29 protein-coding genes are annotated in these 17,792 nt (G+C 54.0%); all 29 read left to right on the top strand.

Annotated elements, in window-relative coordinates; translation table 11 throughout:
* Positions 1-32: 32 nt before the first annotated feature.
* The 29 genes from rplC to M5M_RS08860 all read left to right on the top strand — a co-directional run bounded on the left by rplC (position 33) and on the right by M5M_RS08860 (position 17,782).
* Positions 33-677: a 50S ribosomal protein L3 gene (rplC, locus tag M5M_RS08995; RefSeq protein WP_015047184.1), complete on the top strand. Its 645-nt coding sequence runs from the start codon at positions 33-35 to the stop codon at positions 675-677.
* Positions 678-694: 17 nt separating this feature from the next.
* Positions 695-1,309 carry a 50S ribosomal protein L4 gene (rplD, locus tag M5M_RS08990; RefSeq protein WP_015047183.1) on the top strand — a complete coding sequence of 205 codons (615 nt, stop codon included), beginning with the start codon at positions 695-697 and terminating at the stop codon, positions 1,307-1,309.
* On the top strand, positions 1,306-1,599 hold the full coding sequence (gene rplW, locus M5M_RS08985; RefSeq protein WP_015047182.1) for a 50S ribosomal protein L23: 294 nt from the start codon (positions 1,306-1,308) through the stop codon (positions 1,597-1,599). Before rplD ends, rplW begins: the two co-directional genes overlap by 4 nt.
* Positions 1,600-1,613: 14 nt before the next feature.
* Complete coding sequence (gene rplB, locus M5M_RS08980) at positions 1,614-2,441, top strand: 50S ribosomal protein L2 (RefSeq protein WP_015047181.1); 828 nt, start codon at positions 1,614-1,616, stop codon at positions 2,439-2,441.
* A gap of 30 nt (positions 2,442-2,471) precedes the next feature.
* Positions 2,472-2,750, top strand: a complete 279-nt coding sequence (gene rpsS / locus M5M_RS08975) for a 30S ribosomal protein S19 (protein WP_015047180.1) — start codon at positions 2,472-2,474, stop codon at positions 2,748-2,750.
* 14 nt (positions 2,751-2,764) lie between these two features.
* Positions 2,765-3,097, top strand: coding sequence for a 50S ribosomal protein L22 (gene rplV / locus M5M_RS08970; RefSeq protein ID WP_015047179.1), 333 nt, complete (start codon positions 2,765-2,767; stop codon positions 3,095-3,097).
* 13 nt (positions 3,098-3,110) lie between these two features.
* The gene (gene rpsC, locus M5M_RS08965; protein ID WP_015047178.1) at positions 3,111-3,785 is read left to right on the top strand and encodes a 30S ribosomal protein S3; all 675 of its coding nucleotides are present in this window, start codon (positions 3,111-3,113) and stop codon (positions 3,783-3,785) included.
* A 12-nt stretch (positions 3,786-3,797) separates the two neighbouring features.
* Complete coding sequence (gene rplP / locus M5M_RS08960) at positions 3,798-4,211, top strand: 50S ribosomal protein L16 (RefSeq protein ID WP_015047177.1); 414 nt, start codon at positions 3,798-3,800, stop codon at positions 4,209-4,211.
* Positions 4,211-4,402, top strand: coding sequence for a 50S ribosomal protein L29 (gene rpmC, locus M5M_RS08955; protein ID WP_015047176.1), 192 nt, complete (start codon positions 4,211-4,213; stop codon positions 4,400-4,402). Before rplP ends, rpmC begins: the two co-directional genes overlap by 1 nt.
* 2 nt (positions 4,403-4,404) lie before the next feature.
* Positions 4,405-4,671: a 30S ribosomal protein S17 gene (rpsQ, locus tag M5M_RS08950; protein WP_015047175.1), complete on the top strand. Its 267-nt coding sequence runs from the start codon at positions 4,405-4,407 to the stop codon at positions 4,669-4,671.
* A 37-nt stretch (positions 4,672-4,708) separates the two neighbouring features.
* Positions 4,709-5,077: a 50S ribosomal protein L14 gene (gene rplN, locus M5M_RS08945; RefSeq protein ID WP_016389321.1), complete on the top strand. Its 369-nt coding sequence runs from the start codon at positions 4,709-4,711 to the stop codon at positions 5,075-5,077.
* A 36-nt stretch (positions 5,078-5,113) separates the two neighbouring features.
* Positions 5,114-5,431 (top strand): 50S ribosomal protein L24, encoded by a 318-nt coding sequence (rplX, locus tag M5M_RS08940; protein WP_015047173.1) that lies wholly within the window; start codon positions 5,114-5,116, stop codon positions 5,429-5,431.
* A gap of 19 nt (positions 5,432-5,450) precedes the next feature.
* Positions 5,451-5,990: a 50S ribosomal protein L5 gene (rplE, locus tag M5M_RS08935; protein ID WP_015047172.1), complete on the top strand. Its 540-nt coding sequence runs from the start codon at positions 5,451-5,453 to the stop codon at positions 5,988-5,990.
* 11 nt (positions 5,991-6,001) lie between these two features.
* Positions 6,002-6,307, top strand: a complete 306-nt coding sequence (gene rpsN / locus M5M_RS08930; protein ID WP_015047171.1) for a 30S ribosomal protein S14 — start codon at positions 6,002-6,004, stop codon at positions 6,305-6,307.
* Between the two features lie 27 nt (positions 6,308-6,334).
* Positions 6,335-6,727, top strand: coding sequence for a 30S ribosomal protein S8 (gene rpsH / locus M5M_RS08925; RefSeq protein ID WP_015047170.1), 393 nt, complete (start codon positions 6,335-6,337; stop codon positions 6,725-6,727).
* Between the two features lie 12 nt (positions 6,728-6,739).
* Positions 6,740-7,273: a 50S ribosomal protein L6 gene (gene rplF, locus M5M_RS08920; protein WP_015047169.1), complete on the top strand. Its 534-nt coding sequence runs from the start codon at positions 6,740-6,742 to the stop codon at positions 7,271-7,273.
* A gap of 9 nt (positions 7,274-7,282) precedes the next feature.
* Complete coding sequence (rplR, locus tag M5M_RS08915; RefSeq protein WP_015047168.1) at positions 7,283-7,633, top strand: 50S ribosomal protein L18; 351 nt, start codon at positions 7,283-7,285, stop codon at positions 7,631-7,633.
* 10 nt (positions 7,634-7,643) lie between these two features.
* Positions 7,644-8,162: a 30S ribosomal protein S5 gene (rpsE, locus tag M5M_RS08910; RefSeq protein WP_015047167.1), complete on the top strand. Its 519-nt coding sequence runs from the start codon at positions 7,644-7,646 to the stop codon at positions 8,160-8,162.
* A gap of 31 nt (positions 8,163-8,193) precedes the next feature.
* On the top strand, positions 8,194-8,379 hold the full coding sequence (rpmD, locus tag M5M_RS08905) for a 50S ribosomal protein L30 (RefSeq protein WP_015047166.1): 186 nt from the start codon (positions 8,194-8,196) through the stop codon (positions 8,377-8,379).
* A 3-nt stretch (positions 8,380-8,382) separates the two neighbouring features.
* Complete coding sequence (gene rplO / locus M5M_RS08900) at positions 8,383-8,817, top strand: 50S ribosomal protein L15 (protein WP_015047165.1); 435 nt, start codon at positions 8,383-8,385, stop codon at positions 8,815-8,817.
* A gap of 13 nt (positions 8,818-8,830) precedes the next feature.
* Positions 8,831-10,147 (top strand): preprotein translocase subunit SecY, encoded by a 1,317-nt coding sequence (gene secY, locus M5M_RS08895; protein WP_015047164.1) that lies wholly within the window; start codon positions 8,831-8,833, stop codon positions 10,145-10,147.
* 29 nt (positions 10,148-10,176) lie between these two features.
* Positions 10,177-10,293 carry a 50S ribosomal protein L36 gene (rpmJ, locus tag M5M_RS19870; RefSeq protein ID WP_015047163.1) on the top strand — a complete coding sequence of 39 codons (117 nt, stop codon included), beginning with the start codon at positions 10,177-10,179 and terminating at the stop codon, positions 10,291-10,293.
* Between the two features lie 208 nt (positions 10,294-10,501).
* Positions 10,502-10,858, top strand: coding sequence for a 30S ribosomal protein S13 (rpsM, locus tag M5M_RS08890; protein ID WP_015047162.1), 357 nt, complete (start codon positions 10,502-10,504; stop codon positions 10,856-10,858).
* Positions 10,859-10,897: 39 nt separating this feature from the next.
* A complete protein-coding gene (gene rpsK, locus M5M_RS08885) occupies positions 10,898-11,290 on the top strand; it encodes a 30S ribosomal protein S11 (RefSeq protein ID WP_015047161.1) in 393 nt (130 codons plus the stop codon).
* Between the two features lie 12 nt (positions 11,291-11,302).
* Positions 11,303-11,923, top strand: coding sequence for a 30S ribosomal protein S4 (rpsD, locus tag M5M_RS08880; protein WP_015047160.1), 621 nt, complete (start codon positions 11,303-11,305; stop codon positions 11,921-11,923).
* 22 nt (positions 11,924-11,945) lie between these two features.
* On the top strand, positions 11,946-12,941 hold the full coding sequence (locus M5M_RS08875; RefSeq protein ID WP_015047159.1) for a DNA-directed RNA polymerase subunit alpha: 996 nt from the start codon (positions 11,946-11,948) through the stop codon (positions 12,939-12,941).
* A 79-nt stretch (positions 12,942-13,020) separates the two neighbouring features.
* Positions 13,021-13,404 carry a 50S ribosomal protein L17 gene (gene rplQ / locus M5M_RS08870; RefSeq protein ID WP_015047158.1) on the top strand — a complete coding sequence of 128 codons (384 nt, stop codon included), beginning with the start codon at positions 13,021-13,023 and terminating at the stop codon, positions 13,402-13,404.
* Positions 13,405-13,641: 237 nt separating this feature from the next.
* The gene (locus tag M5M_RS08865) at positions 13,642-15,882 is read left to right on the top strand and encodes a TonB-dependent receptor (protein WP_015047157.1); all 2,241 of its coding nucleotides are present in this window, start codon (positions 13,642-13,644) and stop codon (positions 15,880-15,882) included.
* Positions 15,883-16,210: 328 nt separating this feature from the next.
* Positions 16,211-17,782, top strand: a complete 1,572-nt coding sequence (locus M5M_RS08860; protein WP_015047156.1) for a tetratricopeptide repeat-containing sulfotransferase family protein — start codon at positions 16,211-16,213, stop codon at positions 17,780-17,782.
* Positions 17,783-17,792 lie beyond the last annotated feature (10 nt).

Below are 17,792 nucleotides of genomic sequence, written 5' to 3'. Positions count from 1 at the left end.
TAAAAGCCCCGTACACCATTGAGGTTAGTAAAATGACAATAGGTATTGTCGGCCGCAAAAGCGGCATGACCCGTATCTTCACTGAAGACGGTGTTTCTATTCCTGTTACCGTGGTTGAAGTAGAACCAAACCGCGTGACTCAGGTTAAGACCGTTGATACCGATGGTTACTCTGCTGTGCAGGTGACTGTGGGTGCGCGCCGTGCTTCACGTGTCAACAAAACTGCTGCTGGTCACTACGCCAAGGCCAACACAGAAGCCGGTCGCGGCCTGTGGGAATTGCGTAATGAAGCCGGCGAAGCTTTCGAAATCGGTGGTTCAATCACCGTTGATGTTTTCGAAGCTGGTCAAATCGTAGATGTTACTGGTACTTCCAAAGGTAAAGGTTACGCCGGCACCGTAAAGCGCTGGAATTTCCGTACCCAGGATGCCACCCACGGTAACTCCCTTTCTCACCGCGTTCCAGGCTCTATCGGTCAGTGTCAGACACCCGGCCGTGTTTTCAAGGGCAAGAAAATGACCGGTCACATGGGTGATGAGCGTGTAACCGTTCAGAACCTTGAAGTGGTTAAGGTCGATGCAGAACGTAATTTGCTGTTGATCAAAGGTGCCGTACCCGGAGCTCCGGGTGGCGACGTGATCGTGCGTCCCGCTGTTAAAGCGCGCAACAACGGCTAATCCGAGGGGAATCGACCATGGAATTGAATATCACTACTCCAGCAGGCGCCAAAGGCACAGTTTCTGTGTCCGACGTAGCGTTCGCTCGCGAGTTTAATCAAGACCTGGTGCATCAGGCGGTTGTTGCTTACATGGCAGCGGCGCGTCAGGGTACCAAGGCTCAGAAGACTCGTTCAGAAGTTTCTGGTGGCGGCGCCAAGCCATGGCGTCAGAAAGGCACTGGTCGTGCGCGCGCAGGTACCACTCGTGGTCCGCTGTGGCGTCACGGTGGTGTAACTTTCGCAGCCAAGCCACGCAGCTTTGATCAGAAGCTGAACAAAAAAATGTACCGCGCTGCCATGCAGTGCATCATGTCCGAGCTGGCTCGTCAGGAGCGTTTGGTTGTGGTTGATGCGTTCGACCTGGAAGTGCCTAAGACTAAGGCGCTGGTTGGCGAGCTGGCCAAGTACAACCTGTCCGACGTGCTGATCGTGACTGAAGAAGTAAATACCAATCTGTATCTTGCAGCTCGCAACCTGCACAAAGTTGACGTGCGTGATGCCCAGGGCGTAGATCCTGTGAGCCTGATCCGCTTCGACAAAGTGGTTGTGACTGTGCCTGCGCTGAAAAAGCTTGAGGAGATGCTGGCATGAACCAGGAACGCATTTATAAAGTGCTGCTCGGTCCGGTAATTTCTGAAAAGGCTGCCGGTGCGGGTGAGCAGAATCAAGTGGTTTTCAAAGTTCTGAAGAACGCTGAAAAGCCCGAGATCAAAACCGCTGTAGAAAAGCTCTTTAACGTGAAGGTTGAAGGTGTTCGCACTGTGACCATTAAGGGCAAGACCAAGCGCACGCGCTACGGTCTGGGCCAGAAGAGCGACTACAAGAAGGCGTATGTTCGTTTGGCTGATGGCCAGGACATCGACTTCGGCGCTGCTGAGTAAAGGGGATAGTTGAGATGCCAATCGTAAAACGTAAACCAACGTCTCCCGGTCGTCGCTTCGTTGAAAGCGTAGTGAATCCAGACCTGCACAAGGGCGCTCCACACGCTCCGCTGCTGGAGAAGAAGAGCAAGACCGGTGGTCGTAACAACAACGGTCGTATCACTACCCGTCATATCGGTGGTGGTCACAAGCAGCATTATCGTCTGATCGACTTCAAGCGTCAGAAAGACGGTATTCCTGCCAAAGTTGAGCGTCTGGAATACGATCCAAACCGCAGCGCTAACATCGCGCTGGTGTGCTACGCCGACGGTGAGCGCCGTTACATTATTGCGCCCAAGGGCCTGCAGGCTGGTGATCAGATCCTGAGCGGTGAAGCTGCACCGATCAAGGCTGGCAATACCCTGCCACTGCGTAACATCCCAGTCGGTGCGGTAATTCACTGCATCGAGCTGAAGCCAGGCAAAGGCGCCCAAATGGTGCGTTCAGCCGGTACTTCTGCTCAGCTGGTTGCGCGTGACGGTGCCTACGCTACGCTGCGTCTTCGCAGCGGCGAAATGCGCAAAGTATTGAGCGAATGTCGTGCGACTCTGGGCGAAGTGTCCAACAGTGAGCACAGCTTGCGTTCTTTGGGTAAAGCCGGTGCCAAACGTTGGCGCGGTGTGCGTCCTACCGTTCGCGGTGTGGCGATGAACCCGGTAGATCACCCGCACGGTGGTGGTGAAGGCCGCACCTCCGGTGGTCGTCATCCGGTGACTCCATGGGGTGTGCCAACTAAGGGTTACAAAACCCGTAGTAACAAGCGCACAGATAACATGATTGTTCGTCGTCGCGGCCAGAAATAACGCACGACTTAGCTGATAGGGGAATTAACAGTGCCACGTTCACTGAAGAAAGGTCCTTTCATCGATCTTCACCTTTTGAAGAAGGTCGAAGCAGCGATTGAAAAAAATGACCGCCGCCCGGTTAAGACCTGGTCGCGTCGTTCCATGATCATGCCAGAAATGGTTGGTCTGACAATCGCTGTACACAACGGGCGTCAACACGTACCGGTTTTGGTCAACGAAGAAATGGTTGGTCACAAGCTGGGTGAATTTGCCGCCACTCGCACTTACCGCGGTCACATCGCGGATAAGAAAGCGAAGAAGCGCTAATTGAGGTTATGACGATGGAAGTAGCAGCAAAATTACGCGGTGCTCGCCTGTCTGCCCAGAAGGCACGTCTGGTTGCTGACCAGATTCGTGGCAAGTCCGTAGACGAAGCTCTCGACATTCTGGCGTTCAGCCCCAAGAAAGGCGCCGACTTAATCAAGAAAGTTTTGGAATCTGCGATTGCTAACGCAGAGCACAACGACGGTGCAGACGTTGATGAGCTGAAAGTGTCCACTATCTTCGTTGACGAAGGTATGACCATGAAGCGCATTCAGCCACGTGCCAAGGGCCGTGCAGATCGTATCTGTAAGCGCACTTGCCACATCACCGTTAAAGTAGCTGAGAAATAAGAGAGCAGGCGATATGGGTCAGAAAGTACATCCGACAGGCATTCGTCTGGGTATCGTTAAAAAGCACACCTCTGTTTGGTATGCCGGTAGCGATGAATACGCAGACAAGCTTTACACCGACTTGAAAGTACGTGAGTACATTCAAAAGGCGCTTGCACACGCGTCCGTAAGCCGCATCGATATCGAGCGTCCTGCGAACACAGCTCGCGTAACCATTCATACTGCCCGTCCCGGCATCGTGATTGGTAAGAAAGGTGAAGATGTTGAGAAGCTGCGCAGTGCAATCACCGCCAAAATGGGCGTGCCTGTGCACATCAACATCGAAGAAATCCGCAAGCCTGACCTGGATGCGGCTCTGGTAGCACAAAGTGTTGCACAGCAGTTGGAGCGTCGTGTGATGTTCCGCCGCGCTATGAAGCGCGCTGTACAAAACGCCATGCGCCAGGGTGCAGAAGGTATCAAGATTCAGGTGAGCGGCCGTTTGGGCGGTGCAGAAATTGCCCGTACCGAGTGGTACCGCGAAGGTCGTGTGCCATTGCACACACTGCGTGCGGACATTGATTACGCCACTGCCGAGGCCTCTACTACTTACGGCATCATTGGCGTGAAAGTATGGATCTTTAAGGGTGAGATTCTGGGCGGTGAGGCACCGGTCGAAGCAGCACCCAAGAAGAAATCTTCTAAGTAAGGGGTACGCATCATGCTGCAACCAAAGCGTACGAAATTCCGCAAGCAACAAAAAGGCCGCAACCGTGGCCTGGCCCAGCGCGGCTCAAAAGTTAGCTTCGGTGAGTTTGGCCTGAAGGCCACCGGCCGCGGCCGCATCACTGCTCGTCAGATTGAAGCGGCTCGTCGTGCCATGACTCGTCACATTAAGCGTGGCGGTAAAATCTGGATCCGTGTGTTCCCGGATAAGCCAATTACCGAAAAGCCTCTGGAAGTTCGTCAGGGTAAAGGTAAGGGTAACGTTGAATACTGGATTGCCCAGATTCAGCCCGGCAAGGTGCTGTACGAGATGGAAGGCGTTTCTGAGCAGTTGGCTCGTGAAGCTTTCGCTCTGGCAGCTGCAAAACTGCCGCTGACTACAACCTTTGTTAAGCGTACGGTGATGTAATGAAAACTTCAGAACTCCGCGAAAAATCAGTTCAAGAGCTGAATGCCGCGCTGTTGTCTGAACTGCAGGCGCAGTTCAAGCTCCGTATGCAGGCAGCTACCGGCCAGTTAAGCCAGACTCACTTGTTGAAGAAGGCTCGTCGTGACATTGCACGAATCAAGACTGTGCTGACTGAAAAGGCAGGTAAGTAACAATGGACCAGGTAAATAAGACTGCGCGCACGCTCACCGGTAAGGTTGTCAGCGACAAGATGGACAAGTCCATTGTTGTGCTGATCGAGCGTCGCGAAAAGCATCCGATTTACGGCAAGTATGTTAGTAAGTCGTCTAAGTTGAAGGCTCATGATGAGAATAACGAGTGCAAGATTGGTGACCTGGTCACCATCGCTGAGTCTCGTCCGCTCTCAAAAACTAAGTCTTGGGCTTTAGTTAAAATTGTAGAGCGCGCTGCTGAAGTTTAATTCAGTGCCGATCGATTAAGAGTTTCGGAGACGGACCATGATTCAAACTGAATCCTACTTAGAAGTGGCTGACAACAGTGGTGCTCGCCGCGTTATGTGTATCAAGGTGCTGGGCGGTTCACATCGTCGTTATGCATCTGTTGGTGACATCATCAAGGTAACTGTGAAGGAAGCAATTCCTCGCGGTAAGGTCAAAAAGGGTCAAGTGATGAAGGCTGTCGTTGTGCGCACTAAAAAAGGTGTTCGCCGGCAAGACGGTTCACTGATCAAGTTTGATGATAACGCTGCTGTACTGCTTAACAACCAAGATGCTCCTATCGGGACCCGTATTTTCGGCCCGGTAACCCGTGAGCTTCGCGGTGAAAAGTTTATGAAAATCATTTCTCTGGCACCTGAAGTACTTTAAGTACAGGCCAGAGTCCAGAGAATCGAGGACAGTCAAATGCGTAAGATCAAACGTGATGACGAAGTGATTGTTATCGCCGGGCGCGATAAGGGCAAGCGTGGCAAAGTTGTGCGCGTGCTTACAGACAATCGCTTGGTTGTTTCTGGTATCAACACGATCAAGAAGCACCAGAAGCCTAACCCGCAGGCGGGTGTTGCTGGCGGAATCGTGGAAAAAGAAGCCCCGATCCAGGTTTCAAACGTTGCAATTTTCAATCCTGCAACCAAGAAAGCCGATCGCGTTGGTTTCAAAATTCTCGAAGACGGGAAGAAAATCCGCGTCTTTAAATCCAACGGCGAAGCCGTAGACGCATAAGCAGACCAGGTAAGCAGAAATGGCTAGGCTGAAAGATCTTTACAAGAAAGAAATCGCGCCCAAGCTTCAAAAAGAGCTGGGTTTGACCAATGTGATGGAGATTCCACGAATCACCAAGATCACCCTGAATATGGGTGTGGGTGAAGCGGTAGGTGACAAGAAAGTGCTGGAGCACGCTGTTGCCAACCTGGAGCAGATCGCCGGTCAGAAAGTAGTAGTAACCAAGAGCCGCAAGTCTATTGCGGGCTTTAAAATCCGTGATGGCTGGCCCATCGGTTGTAAGGTTACCCTGCGTTCGGACCGTATGTACGAGTTCCTGGACCGTCTGGTATCTATTGCAATCCCACGTATCCGTGACTTCCGGGGCATCAGTCCCAAGCAGTTCGACGGTCGTGGCAACTTTTCTATGGGCGTGACTGAGCAGATTATCTTCCCGGAAATCGATTACGATAAAATCGACAAAATCCGTGGATTGGATATTTGTATCACTACCACCGCTCGTACCGATGAGGAAGGCCGCGCGCTGCTGAAAGCGTTCAACTTCCCGTTCAAAGGATAAGGGTAGATATCATGGCTAAGAAATCTATGATTGCACGCGAAGTAAAGCGCGCAAAAACCGTTGCTAAGTTCGCTGCCAAGCGCGCTGAGCTTAAGGCCATTATCGGCAGCGCGTCTTCTTCTGATGAAGAAGTCTGGGCTGCTCAGCAGAAATTGCAGGCTCTGCCGCGTGATTCTGCGCCCTGCCGTCAGCAGCGTCGCTGTCGCTTGACCGGTCGTCCGCACGCCGTGTACCGCAAGTTCGGCCTGTGCCGTAACAAGTTGCGCGAAGCAGCAATGCGCGGTGACGTTCCGGGTCTGGTTAAATCTAGCTGGTAAGACGGCTGTTTTCAGGAGCAGAATCCAATGAGTATGCAAGATCCTCTGGCTGATATGCTGACCCGCATCCGCAACGCGCAGATGGTTGGTAAGCCAAATGTAACTATGCCGTCTTCCAAGCTGAAAGCGAGCGTTGCTCGTGTGTTGGCCGAAGAAGGTTATGTAGGTGGTTTCAGTGTTAGCGAAGGCGCCAAGCCAGAGCTGACGGTTGAGCTGAAATACTACGAAGGCAAGCCGGTTATTGCCGAGCTTGATCGCGTAAGCCGTCCAGGCCTGCGCAACTACGCAGGTAAAGACGAACTGCCCTCCGTCCGTGGTGGACTGGGTGTAGCTATCGTTTCTACCAGTAAAGGTGTTATGACCGACCGTGCCGCGCGTTCTGCCGGTGTGGGCGGTGAAGTGCTGTGCACTGTATTCTAACGGGAAGTCGTCATGTCACGAGTTGCAAAAAGTCCGGTTGAAATACCTGCTGGCGTTGAAGTATCTCTGAAAGGTCAGGATATTTCTGTAAAAGGCAAGCAAGGTACTTTGGCTCTGGCGGTACACAAAGATGTAGAAGTGAAGCAGGACGGCAACGCCCTGACTTTCGCGCCGCGTAACGATGCCAAGCAGTCCAACGCATTAGCGGGTACTACCCGTGCACTGTTGAACAACATGGTTAAGGGTGTTTCTGAAGGTTTCGAGAAGAAGCTGACCCTGATCGGTGTTGGTTACCGTGCAAAAGCTGCGGGCAAAACTGTAAACCTGGCTCTGGGCCTGTCTCACCCTGTTGATTACGCCCTGCCGGAGGGCGTAACCGCTGAGACTCCTAGCCAGACTGAAATTGTTCTCAAAGCCGCTGACAAGCAATTGCTGGGTCAGGTTGCCGCTGAGATTCGTGCGTTCCGTCCGCCAGAGCCTTACAAAGGCAAGGGCATTCGCTACGCCGATGAGAACGTACTGCGTAAAGAAGCTAAGAAGAAGTAGGGCTAGGTTATGAACGACAAGAAAATTGCTCGTCTGCGCCGTGCACGCCGTGCTCGTGCCAAGATTGCAGAGCTGAAGGTAAATCGCCTGACGATTCACCGTACGCCGCGCCATATCTACGCCCAGATTATTTCTGGCGAAGGCGCCAAAGTACTGGCCAGTGCCTCCACCCTGGACAAGGATCTGCGTTCCGGTAAAACCGGTAACGCGGACGCCGCCAAGGCTGTGGGCAGTCTGATCGCTGAGCGTGCCAAGGCCGCTGGCGTGACCAAAGTAGCGTTCGACCGCAGTGGTTTCAAATACCACGGTCGAGTAAAAGCATTGGCCGACGCCGCGCGTGAAGCCGGCCTTGAATTCTAAAGGTTAGAACATGTCTTACGAGCAGAAACAAAAAGGTGGCGACGCCAACTCTGAAGGCCTGCAGGAAAAGCTGGTTCAGGTTAACCGCGTTGCCAAGACCGTAAAAGGCGGTCGTATCTTTGCCTTCACTGCACTGACTGTAGTTGGCGATGGCAATGGCAAAGTTGGCTTCGGTCGCGGCAAGGCGCGTGAAGTGCCTGTTGCAATCCAGAAGGCAATGGAAGCGGCTCGCCGCAACATGATCCAGGTTGAGCTGAACGGCGACACCCTTCAGTACCCAACCAAGGGTCGTCACGGTGGTTCCAAGGTTTACATGCAGCCTGCCTCTGCGGGTACCGGTGTTATCGCCGGCGGTGCAATGCGCTCCGTGCTGGAAATCGCGGGTGTTAAAAACGTACTGTCTAAGTGCTACGGCTCTACCAACCCGGTAAACGTAGTGCGCGCCACTTTCGACGCCTTGAAAGCCATGGTTTCTCCGGAATCCGTAGCGGCCAAGCGTGGCAAAAGTGTTGAAGACATCACGGGCTAAGGCCTCGACCAACTGAGATATTGGAACGACCATGGCTAAGAAAACTGTCAAAGTGACCCAGGTGAAGAGCTCTATCGGCCGCCTGGAGAATCACAAGGCCTGCCTGAAGGGCCTGGGTCTGCGTCGCATCGGTCACACTGTTGAAGTGGAAGACACCGCTGCCGTTCGCGGAATGATTAACAAAGTGAACTATATGGTTCAGGTAGAGGGAGAGTAAGCAATGCGTCTGAATACTCTGAGTCCCGATCCTAGCCGCGCCAAGTCGCGCAAGCGCGTAGGCCGCGGTATTGGTAGCGGTATTGGTAAGACTGCTGGCCGTGGCCACAAGGGTCTGAAGTCCCGCTCCGGTGGCAGCGTTCGTCCAGGCTTCGAAGGCGGTCAGATGCCTTTGCAGAAGCGCCTGCCGAAGTTCGGTTTTACCTCTCGCATCGGCCGTGTTACTGCCGAAGTGCGTCTGGGCGAGCTGAACAAGGTAGAGGGCGAGCTGATTGATTTGGAAGCGCTGAAGCAAGCTGATATTATCGGCACCAACATCAAGCGCGCCAAGATCATGCTGTCTGGCGAACTGACTAAAGCCGTGACCGTAAAGGGTCTGGCCGTTACCAAGGGTGCCAAGGCTGCGATTGAAGCCGCTGGCGGTAAAGTAGAAGAATAAAGCGAGGTTCCGAATGGCGAGTAATCTGCCATTAGGGAATCAGAAAGGACTGGGCGAGCTTTGGGCTCGCCTTCGTTTTCTGTTTCTGGCGATAGTTGTATACCGGATCGGGACCCATATCCCGGTGCCGGGGCTTGATCCTGAGCGTCTGGCGAGCTTGTTTAACCAAAACCAGGGCACCATTCTGGGTTTGTTCAACATGTTTTCCGGTGGTGCGCTTGAGCGCATGAGTATTCTGGCGCTGGGCATCATGCCCTACATCTCTGCGTCCATCATTATTCAGATGATGACCGCAGTGACGCCGTCGCTCGAGCAGCTGAAGAAAGAAGGTGATGCAGGCCGTCGCAAGATCAGCCAGTACACTCGCTATTTCACAGTAATTCTGGCCACTTTCCAGGGTATTGCTATGGCTGTGGGTTTCTCCGGTCAGGCGTACGGTGGCGAGCCCGGATTCAGCTTCTACTTCATCGCGGTTGTGTCCCTGGTGACCGGCGCCGTGTTCATGATGTGGTTGGGCGAGCAAGTGACAGAGCGGGGTATCGGTAACGGTATTTCCATGCTGATCTTTGCCGGTATTGTGGCAGGCCTGCCCAGTGCCATCGGTCAGTCGTTTGAAAGCGCACGTCAGGGTGATCTGCATATTCTGATGCTGTTGGCCATTGCGTTCCTGGCGGTATTGATTGTGTGGTTTGTGGTTCGTGTTGAGCGTGGTCAGCGCCGCATCACGGTTAACTACGCCAAACGTCAGCAGGGTCGTCATGCGATGCCAGCGCAGTCGTCTCACCTGCCTTTGAAGGTGAACATGGCCGGTGTGATTCCGCCCATTTTTGCCAGCAGCTTGTTGCTGTTCCCAGCGTCTATTTCGAGCTGGTTTGGTCAGGGTGACGGCGCGGGCAGTGAGGTTTTACAGGAAATTGCTCTGGCCATTGGTCCAGGTCAGCCGCTGAATTTCATTTTGTTCGCCGGCATGATTATTTTCTTTACCTTCTTCTACACGGCGTTGATGTTTAACCCGAAAGAAGTTGCTGACAACCTGAAGAAGTCAGGTGCCTACATTCCGGGTATCCGCCCGGGTGAGCAGTCGGCCAAATATATTGACCAGGTGTTGACCCGTTTAACCGTGGTTGGCTCTCTGTACATGGCAGCGGTGTGTTTGTTGCCACAGTTTTTGATCGTATTCACCAATGTGCCTTTCTACTTGGGCGGTACATCGTTGTTGATCGTGGTGGTGGTTATCATGGACTTTATGTCTCAGGTTCAGGCCCACCTTTATTCCCATCAGTATGACTCACTGATGAAGAAGTCTAACTTGAAGAGCTTTGGCCGCTAAGGGTCAGGGTGAATTGAGCGAGGTAGAAAATGAAAGTTCGTGCTTCAGTTAAGAAAGTTTGCCGCAACTGTAAAATGGTTAAGCGCAACGGTGTTCTGCGGGTAATCTGCAGCGTTGAGCCGCGCCACAAGCAGCGTCAGGGTTAATTTTCGCCTGCCGGTACCTTGTCTGGTGCTGGCAAAACCCCGTGAGGCCTGGCCTCAGGGGCTTTGGGGGCGTTGACTGTCGCCCGGGGAGCAATCCTCGGGCTATTGCTTTTTGCTGGTATTTTCGCTATCCTCCCGCGCCTTTTCGTGTGGTAGGTGACGTCTATGCTGTCAGCGCCGCAAATTTGTACTTATCGGAGTAATTTGAATGGCCCGTATTGCTGGAGTAAACATTCCAGATAACAAACATGCGGTTATCTCCTTGACCTATGTGTTTGGCATCGGCCGTACCACTGCCCAGAAAATCCTGGCAGACACCGGCATCGCTGAAACCACCAAGGTGGGTGACCTGTCTGAAGAGCAGCTGGACGTATTGCGTGGCGAAGTCGCCAAGCGCACCGTAGAAGGTGATCTGCGTCGTGAAATCAACATGAACATCAAGCGTTTGATGGATCTGGGTTGTTTCCGCGGTTTGCGTCATCGTCGCAACCTGCCGGTACACGGTCAGCGCACCAAGACTAACGCCCGTACCCGTAAGGGTCCGCGCAAGCCAATTAAGAAGTAATTGGCTTTTCGGTAACCAAAGGTTTAGGAAGAGATTGCTATGGCCAAGCCAAGTAATAAGACTGTTCGCAAGAAGGTCAAAAAGACCGTGGTTGACGGCGTTGCCCACATCCATGCGTCTTTTAACAACACCATCGTGACCATCACCGACCGTCAGGGCAACACCTTGTCCTGGGCAACTGCCGGTGGTTCAGGTTTCCGTGGTTCACGTAAAAGCACCCCGTTCGCAGCCCAGGTAGCCGCTGAGCGCGCTGGTCAAGCCGCACAAGAGTACGGCCTGAAGAACCTGGACGTGGAAGTAAAGGGCCCAGGCCCAGGCCGCGAATCAGCTGTTCGCGCGCTGAATAATGTTGGTTACAAGATCACCAACATCACTGACGTCACGCCCATTCCACACAATGGCTGTCGTCCTTCCAAGAAGCGTCGCGTTTAAGGGGACTGAACAATGGCACGTTATATCGGACCAAAGTGTAAGCTGGCCCGTCGCGAAGGAACTGACCTGTTCCTGAAAAGTGGCGCCCGCCCGCTGGATTCAAAGTGTAAAGCAGAAACCGCACCCGGAATGCACGGCCAGCGCCGTGGCCGTCTGTCAGACTACGGTGTGCAGCTGCGTGAAAAGCAGAAAGTTCGTCGTATCTACGGCATTCTGGAAAAGCAATTCCGTGGTTACTACAAAGAAGCAGCTCGCCGTAAGGGCGCAACCGGTGAAAACCTGTTGAAGCTGCTGGAAACCCGTTTGGATAACGTGGTTTACCGCATGGGCTTCGGTTCTACCCGTTCCGAGAGCCGCCAGCTGGTATCTCACAAGGCGATCCTGGTTAATGGCAAGTCCGTTAACATCCCGTCTTTCCAGGTTTCCGAAGGCGATGTAGTTGCCGTTCGCGAAAAGGCCAAGAATCAGTTGCGTATTCAGAACGCCCTGACTCTGGCAGCTCAGCGTGCAGACGTTGAGTGGGTTGATGTGAGTGCAGACAAGAAAGAGGGCACCTTTAAGCGGGTTCCCGATCGTATTGATCTGCCTGCAGACATCAACGAAAACCTGATCGTTGAACTTTACTCCAAGTAATTAACCGCTAACAGGAACGGCTATGCAGAGTGCAGTAAACGAGTTATTTACACCGCGCCAGATCAACGTTACCGAGCTGAGCCCCACCCGCTCAAAGGTGGTGTTGGAGCCTCTGGAGCGTGGTTTTGGTCACACCCTGGGCAATGCGCTGCGTCGCATTTTGTTGTCTTCCATGCCCGGTTGTGCCATCACAGAAGTGAAAATCGATGGTGTACAACACGAATACAGCGCGATTGAAGGCGTGCAGGAAGACGTAATTGAAATCCTGCTGAACCTGAAAGGCGTGGCAGTGGTTATGCACGGTAAGGATCAGGTTGAACTGACCCTGTCCAAAAAAGGTGCGGGCGTAGTAACTGCCGGCGATATCCAGGTTGACCACGAAGTCGAGATCAAGAATCCCGAGCACGTGATCGCCAATATCACCGGCGACAAGGCCCTCAACATGAAGATTACCGTGGCCCGCGGCCGCGGTTACGAACCCGCTGACCAGCGTCATAGCGATGAGGAAGAAACTCGCGCGATTGGGCGCTTGCAGTTGGATGCGTCTTTCAGCCCCGTTAAGCGTTTGGCTTACTCGGTAGAAAGTGCACGTGTTGAGCAGCGCACCGACCTGGATAAGCTGGTTCTGGATCTGGAAACTAACGGCACAATTGAGCCGGAAGAAGCCATCCGTCGCGCTGCCACCATTCTGCAGCAGCAGCTGGCCGTGTTTGTAGACCTGGAAGATGTGGGTACCACTGCTGGCGCCAAGCCAGAAGAGCCGCCCATCGATCCAGTGCTGCTGCGTCCAGTAGACGATCTGGAACTTACCGTACGTTCAGCCAACTGTCTGAAAGCGGAAAACATTTACTACATCGGCGATCTGATTCAGCGCACTGAAGTTGAGCTGTTGAAGACCCCGAACCTGGGTAAAAAGTCACTTACTGAAATCAAAGACATCCTTGCGTCTCGCGGTCTGTCTTTGGGTATGCGTCTGGAAAACTGGCCCCCGGCCGAGCTCCGCACCGACGGTAAGTAACTAATAGATTTTGCGCGGACTCGTCCGCGCCTAACACGATTTGCTGTGATAGCAATCAGAACTGATAGGATTTAGCGTCATGCGTCATCGTCATAGTGGCCGTAAACTGAATCGTACAAGCTCACACCGCAAGGCTATGTTCAAGAACATGGCGATTTCACTGGTTGAGCATGAACTGATTAAAACCACCCTGCCTAAGGCCAAGGAACTGCGTCGCGTAGTTGAGCCTTTGATTACTCTGGCCAAATCAGACAGCGTTGCAAACCGCCGTCTGGCGTTCAGCCGTCTGAGCAACGACAAAGCCGTAGGCAAGTTGTTCAACGAGCTGGGCCCGCGTTTCGAAGGTCGTCCAGGTGGTTACATCCGCATCCTCAAGTGTGGTCTGCGTGCTGGTGATAAAGCACCCATGGCTTACGTTGAGCTGGTGGATCGCACTGCTAAAGTTGAAGACGCGGCTGAATAAGGCGCGATCAACTGAAAAAACCGGGCTCTGCCCGGTTTTTTTATGCCCGCAAATTGTCGCAAGTCGCTCGCATTATCCCCATTGGCAGCTTAAATTGAATAAATGGCATAAAGTTGCCAAAAAGCGACACGCAATTACAGCGCCCGTAGAGTCACGCTTGTGTCTGGTGTGGATCTACCGATAGGCTCGCTAGTACCAAAGTGGGGCAGCCCGCATTATAAAAACGAGGAGAGACGCATGTTTAAGCGCCGTTTATTGAGCCAGGCCCTGGCGATCACCACGCTGGGTGTTCCGGGTGTTGTAGTGGCTCAGGAAGAAAGTGTATTCAATATCGAAGAGGTGGTTGTAACCGCTACCCGCAGGGCAGAGGGTGTTCAGGACATTCCTTACAACATCACCGCTGTCAGTGGTGACAGCATGCGCGAAGTGGGTGCAACCAGTTTATCGAAAATGGCGCAGTTTGTGCCCGGCATGCAAATGGTGGATGCCGGCGCGCGCGGTCTGAGTCTGGTCACCCTCCGGGGTATGAATATAGGCGGTCTGCAGGCGTCAGAGAATCAGGGCGGCAAGGACATTATTTCCCGTTACGTTAACGATACCCCGTTGCTGATCGACATGAAGCTGATCGATGTGGAGCGCATCGAAGTACTGCGCGGGCCACAGGGAACACTGTACGGTCGTGGTGCCATGGGCGGTACTGTCCGCTATATCCTCAATAAGCCTTCCACCGAAGCCATCGAGGGTGAGGTGTACGGCAAGATCAGCCAGAATGCCGAAAGCAGCGGGCTTTCTTACGAAACCAACGCGGTGCTGAATCTCCCTCTGAGTGAAACCGTTGCGGCACGTTTTGCCGTTGGCTATCTGGACGACGCCGGTTTCATCGATTATACCGAGGTGCTCACTGAGCCGGGTGTATCCAATAACACCCGCGTGGTTGAAGACGCCAATGACGAGCAAACCACGTCCGTGCGCGCGTCGCTGCGTTGGGAGCCCACCGACGAATTCTACCTGCAGGTGAACTACTTCCAGCAGGATCAGCAGGCCGGTGGCCGGCAAGCCGGTAATGAACTGTTTACCGGCAATAAATACCACTCGGCCATGCGTTATGTTGAGCCCTACGATGCCAAAGACAGCGTGGCTAACGTGGAGTTTGACTGGGAAACGGAATACGTTGAAATTTTTTCCACCACATCACTGGCTAATTTCGACGGTGAGGGTCAACGCGATCAGACCGACTTGCTGGTCGTGGATATCTATCCTGGCTACGCTAATTTTCCTGAGTTTTCTGCATTCACCCGGGAAGTGGATAAAACCGATGCACTGGTGCACGAGACTCGCTTCCTGTCGACCGGTGACGGGATGATCGACTGGATTGCCGGTTTCTATTACGAGCAGGAAGATTCCGAGGGGTCTTCCACTGAGTTCACGCCGGGCTATCAGGATTGGGCCGGTATCGATACCGGTTGGGGTGAAATCGAGTATCAGGCGACCAGCGACAGCCGGTTTACCGAAAAGGCCGTGTTTGGTGAGGTGACCTTCAATTTTACCGATGAGTTTCAGGTCACTGCCGGGTTGCGTAGTTTCGAGCAGACACTGGACATCAAAGAAGATTGCACGGTGATTCCCATCTACTGGTTCTATACCCGCCCATCGCCGATTGAGCCGGAGTGTGATTCGGGTAAGGGTACGGTAAAAGACACCGTGGGTAAGCTGAACGCATCCTACAACATCACCGAAGACATGATGCTGTATGGCACGCTCGCCGAAGGCTTCCGTCGCGGTGGTGTCAATGTGGGACCTGGTCTGTTGCCGGGAGAAAAAACCTACCAGCCGGATAAAGCGTTAAACAAGGAGATCGGTCTGCGCTCCACCTGGGTGGATGGTCGGGTCACTTTCAACGCGGCGCTGTTCCAGATTGACTGGACCGACCTGCAGGTACCTACCAAGTCGGAGGTCAATGCGCTCAACATCATCAAAAATGGACAGCAGGGTGAGATCAACGGGCTTGAGCTGACCCTGCAAGCGCACGCGACTGAACGCTTGCGTTTCGATGGTTGGATTACTTATTACGATACCCAGCTCACCGAAGACGCACCGGAAATCGATGGTCTCAAGGGTGACAGCTTCCCCGGTGTTCCGGAGCTGCAATTTAACCTGGCGGCTGATTACGCCATCCCGCTCGACAGTGCCGAGTTAGTGTTGCGCGGCAACTACTACTGGAAAGATGAGGTCAAAACCCAGCTCAATGACACCATCGCCAACAATGGCGACTATGTAGAGCTGGACAGTTACGGCCTGCTGAACGTGAGTGCTGACTATGTTCGCGATCAGTGGCATGTGAAGCTGTATGTGGACAACCTCACCAACGAGTACTATGAAAATGGTGCGCGCGGTGAGGCTCGCTATGGCGAGCGCGGTTCGTTCCGCTACGTGGGCACCCCGCGCCTGATTGGTCTGGAAGCGGGTTACCGTTTCTGATTGCCAGTAAAGTGTGATTAAAGGCGGGCGCAGAGCCCGCCTTTTTTATAGGGATGTTTTGGGTGGTGGAATGCGCTGGCGCTTATTCCACCCTACGGAATGTGTGCTGGCTGGTGTGGTGGAATGCGCTGGCGCTTCTTCCACCCTACGGAATGTGTGCGGGTTGGTGTGGTGGAATGCGCTATCGCTTATTCCATCCTACGAAATGTGTGCGGGCTGGTGTGGTGGAATGCGCTGTCGCTTATTCCACCCTACGGAAACGCGCGCAATCTGGTAGGGTGGAATAAGCGCCAGCGCATTCCACCACCAATTTTTAAAAATAGACATCATGACCTCTCAAAACCACCTCCTAGATCAAACCCGCCAGGCTTTGGCACAGGAAAACGGCCCCCAATTGCAGCAACTCTGCAAGCAATGGTTAAGCCGGTTCCCGCAGGCGCCCGACGGTCACTATGTGGCGGGTGTGTTGGCCGGTCAGGCAGAAAAGTTTGCGCTGGCCGCCAAAGCGTTTGAGCGGGCCTTGCAGCTGGATCAAAACCGTTGTGATGCTGCCATTCAGCTGGCGCGTTGCTTGGTGCGCACTGGCGATCACGCACGAGCCTGCCAACTGGTGCGATTGGCGGCTGACGATATTCGCGGCAAGCCCTGGTTACAGGATCTGGCCGGCTCGGTGCTGACGCACATCGGCTGTCACGCCGAGGCTTTACCGCTCTACCGGGCCGCTGTCAGCGCGGTGCCCAGCCACGCGGAATACCTGAGCAATTTGTCGGCCTGCGCCCTGTTCAATGGTGAAACTTTCCTGGCAAAGGAATCGCTCGAGGCCCTGCTGGCGCTGTCGCCGGATCATCCTCGCGCCTGGTGGCAGTATTCGCGTTTGTCGGGTATCGATCGACAAGCCGCCATTAAGTTAGTCGGCGATCGCTTACCCCGGTGGCAAGGGCCTTTGAATCAGGCATATGGCTACTATGCATTAGCCAAGTGGTACGAAGACGAGCAGGACTGGCCCCGGGCCGCTAATACCTATCAGCGGGCCGCTGAAGCCGCTCAGGCAGTGGCGCCTCCCTACAGCGGTGCCGATGAGAAGCTGACCGTAGATGCGTTGATACGTGGCTTTGACGCCGATTGGTGGCAAAAAACACCGGCGGCTGCGCCGGCCGGGAACACTGAAGGCACTGAGCCGCTGTTCATCGTCGGGTTGCCGCGCACCGGCTCCACCCTGATCGATAGCATATTATCTGCACACTCTTCGGTGACCAGCGCTGGCGAACTTCAATTTGTGGGTCTGGTCACCAAGCAGCTCACAGGCCTCAAAGCGTCGCAGGCACTGAATCCCGCTATCGCTGCAGCCAGTGCGGGCATTGACCCTGTGGCGGTGGCGCAGGGGTATTGGCAGGCCTCCGCCTATCTCGGCTTACCCGGTGGCTTACGCACAGACAAGCTGCCCGGAAACTTCTATTACTTGGGGCTTTTGGCCAAGGCTTTCCCGCATGGCCGGTTTGTGCACGTGCTGCGCGATCCCCTGGATGCCTGCTTTGCCATCTACAAACAACTGTTTGCCGGTGCTTATCCCTTCTCCTATGACCTGGACGCATTGGCAGATTACTACCTGGGCTACCATCGGCTGATGGCGCACTGGCGTAGCTTGCTGGGTGATCGATTGGTTGAAGTGAAATATGAGGATCTGGTCGCCGACCCTCATCAACAGGTACCGCAGTTGCTTCAGCGCCTGGGGTTGTCCATGGAGCCTGACTGCCTCGCTTATTACCAGCAAAAACAAACCGTAGCCACAGCCAGCGCTGCTCAGGTGCGCGAAAAACCGCACACCCGGTCTATAGGTCGCTGGCGGCACTTCGAGACGCTGATGGCGCCTGTGGCTGAAAAACTCAGGGCCTTGGAGTAGCCCCGTAAGT

This window comes from Simiduia agarivorans SA1 = DSM 21679 (assembly GCF_000305785.2).
Taxonomy (GTDB): Bacteria; Pseudomonadota; Gammaproteobacteria; order Pseudomonadales; family Cellvibrionaceae; genus Simiduia; species Simiduia agarivorans.
Note: the sequence above shows the minus strand (reverse complement) of the source record. Positions and strands in the feature narration are given on the sequence as shown.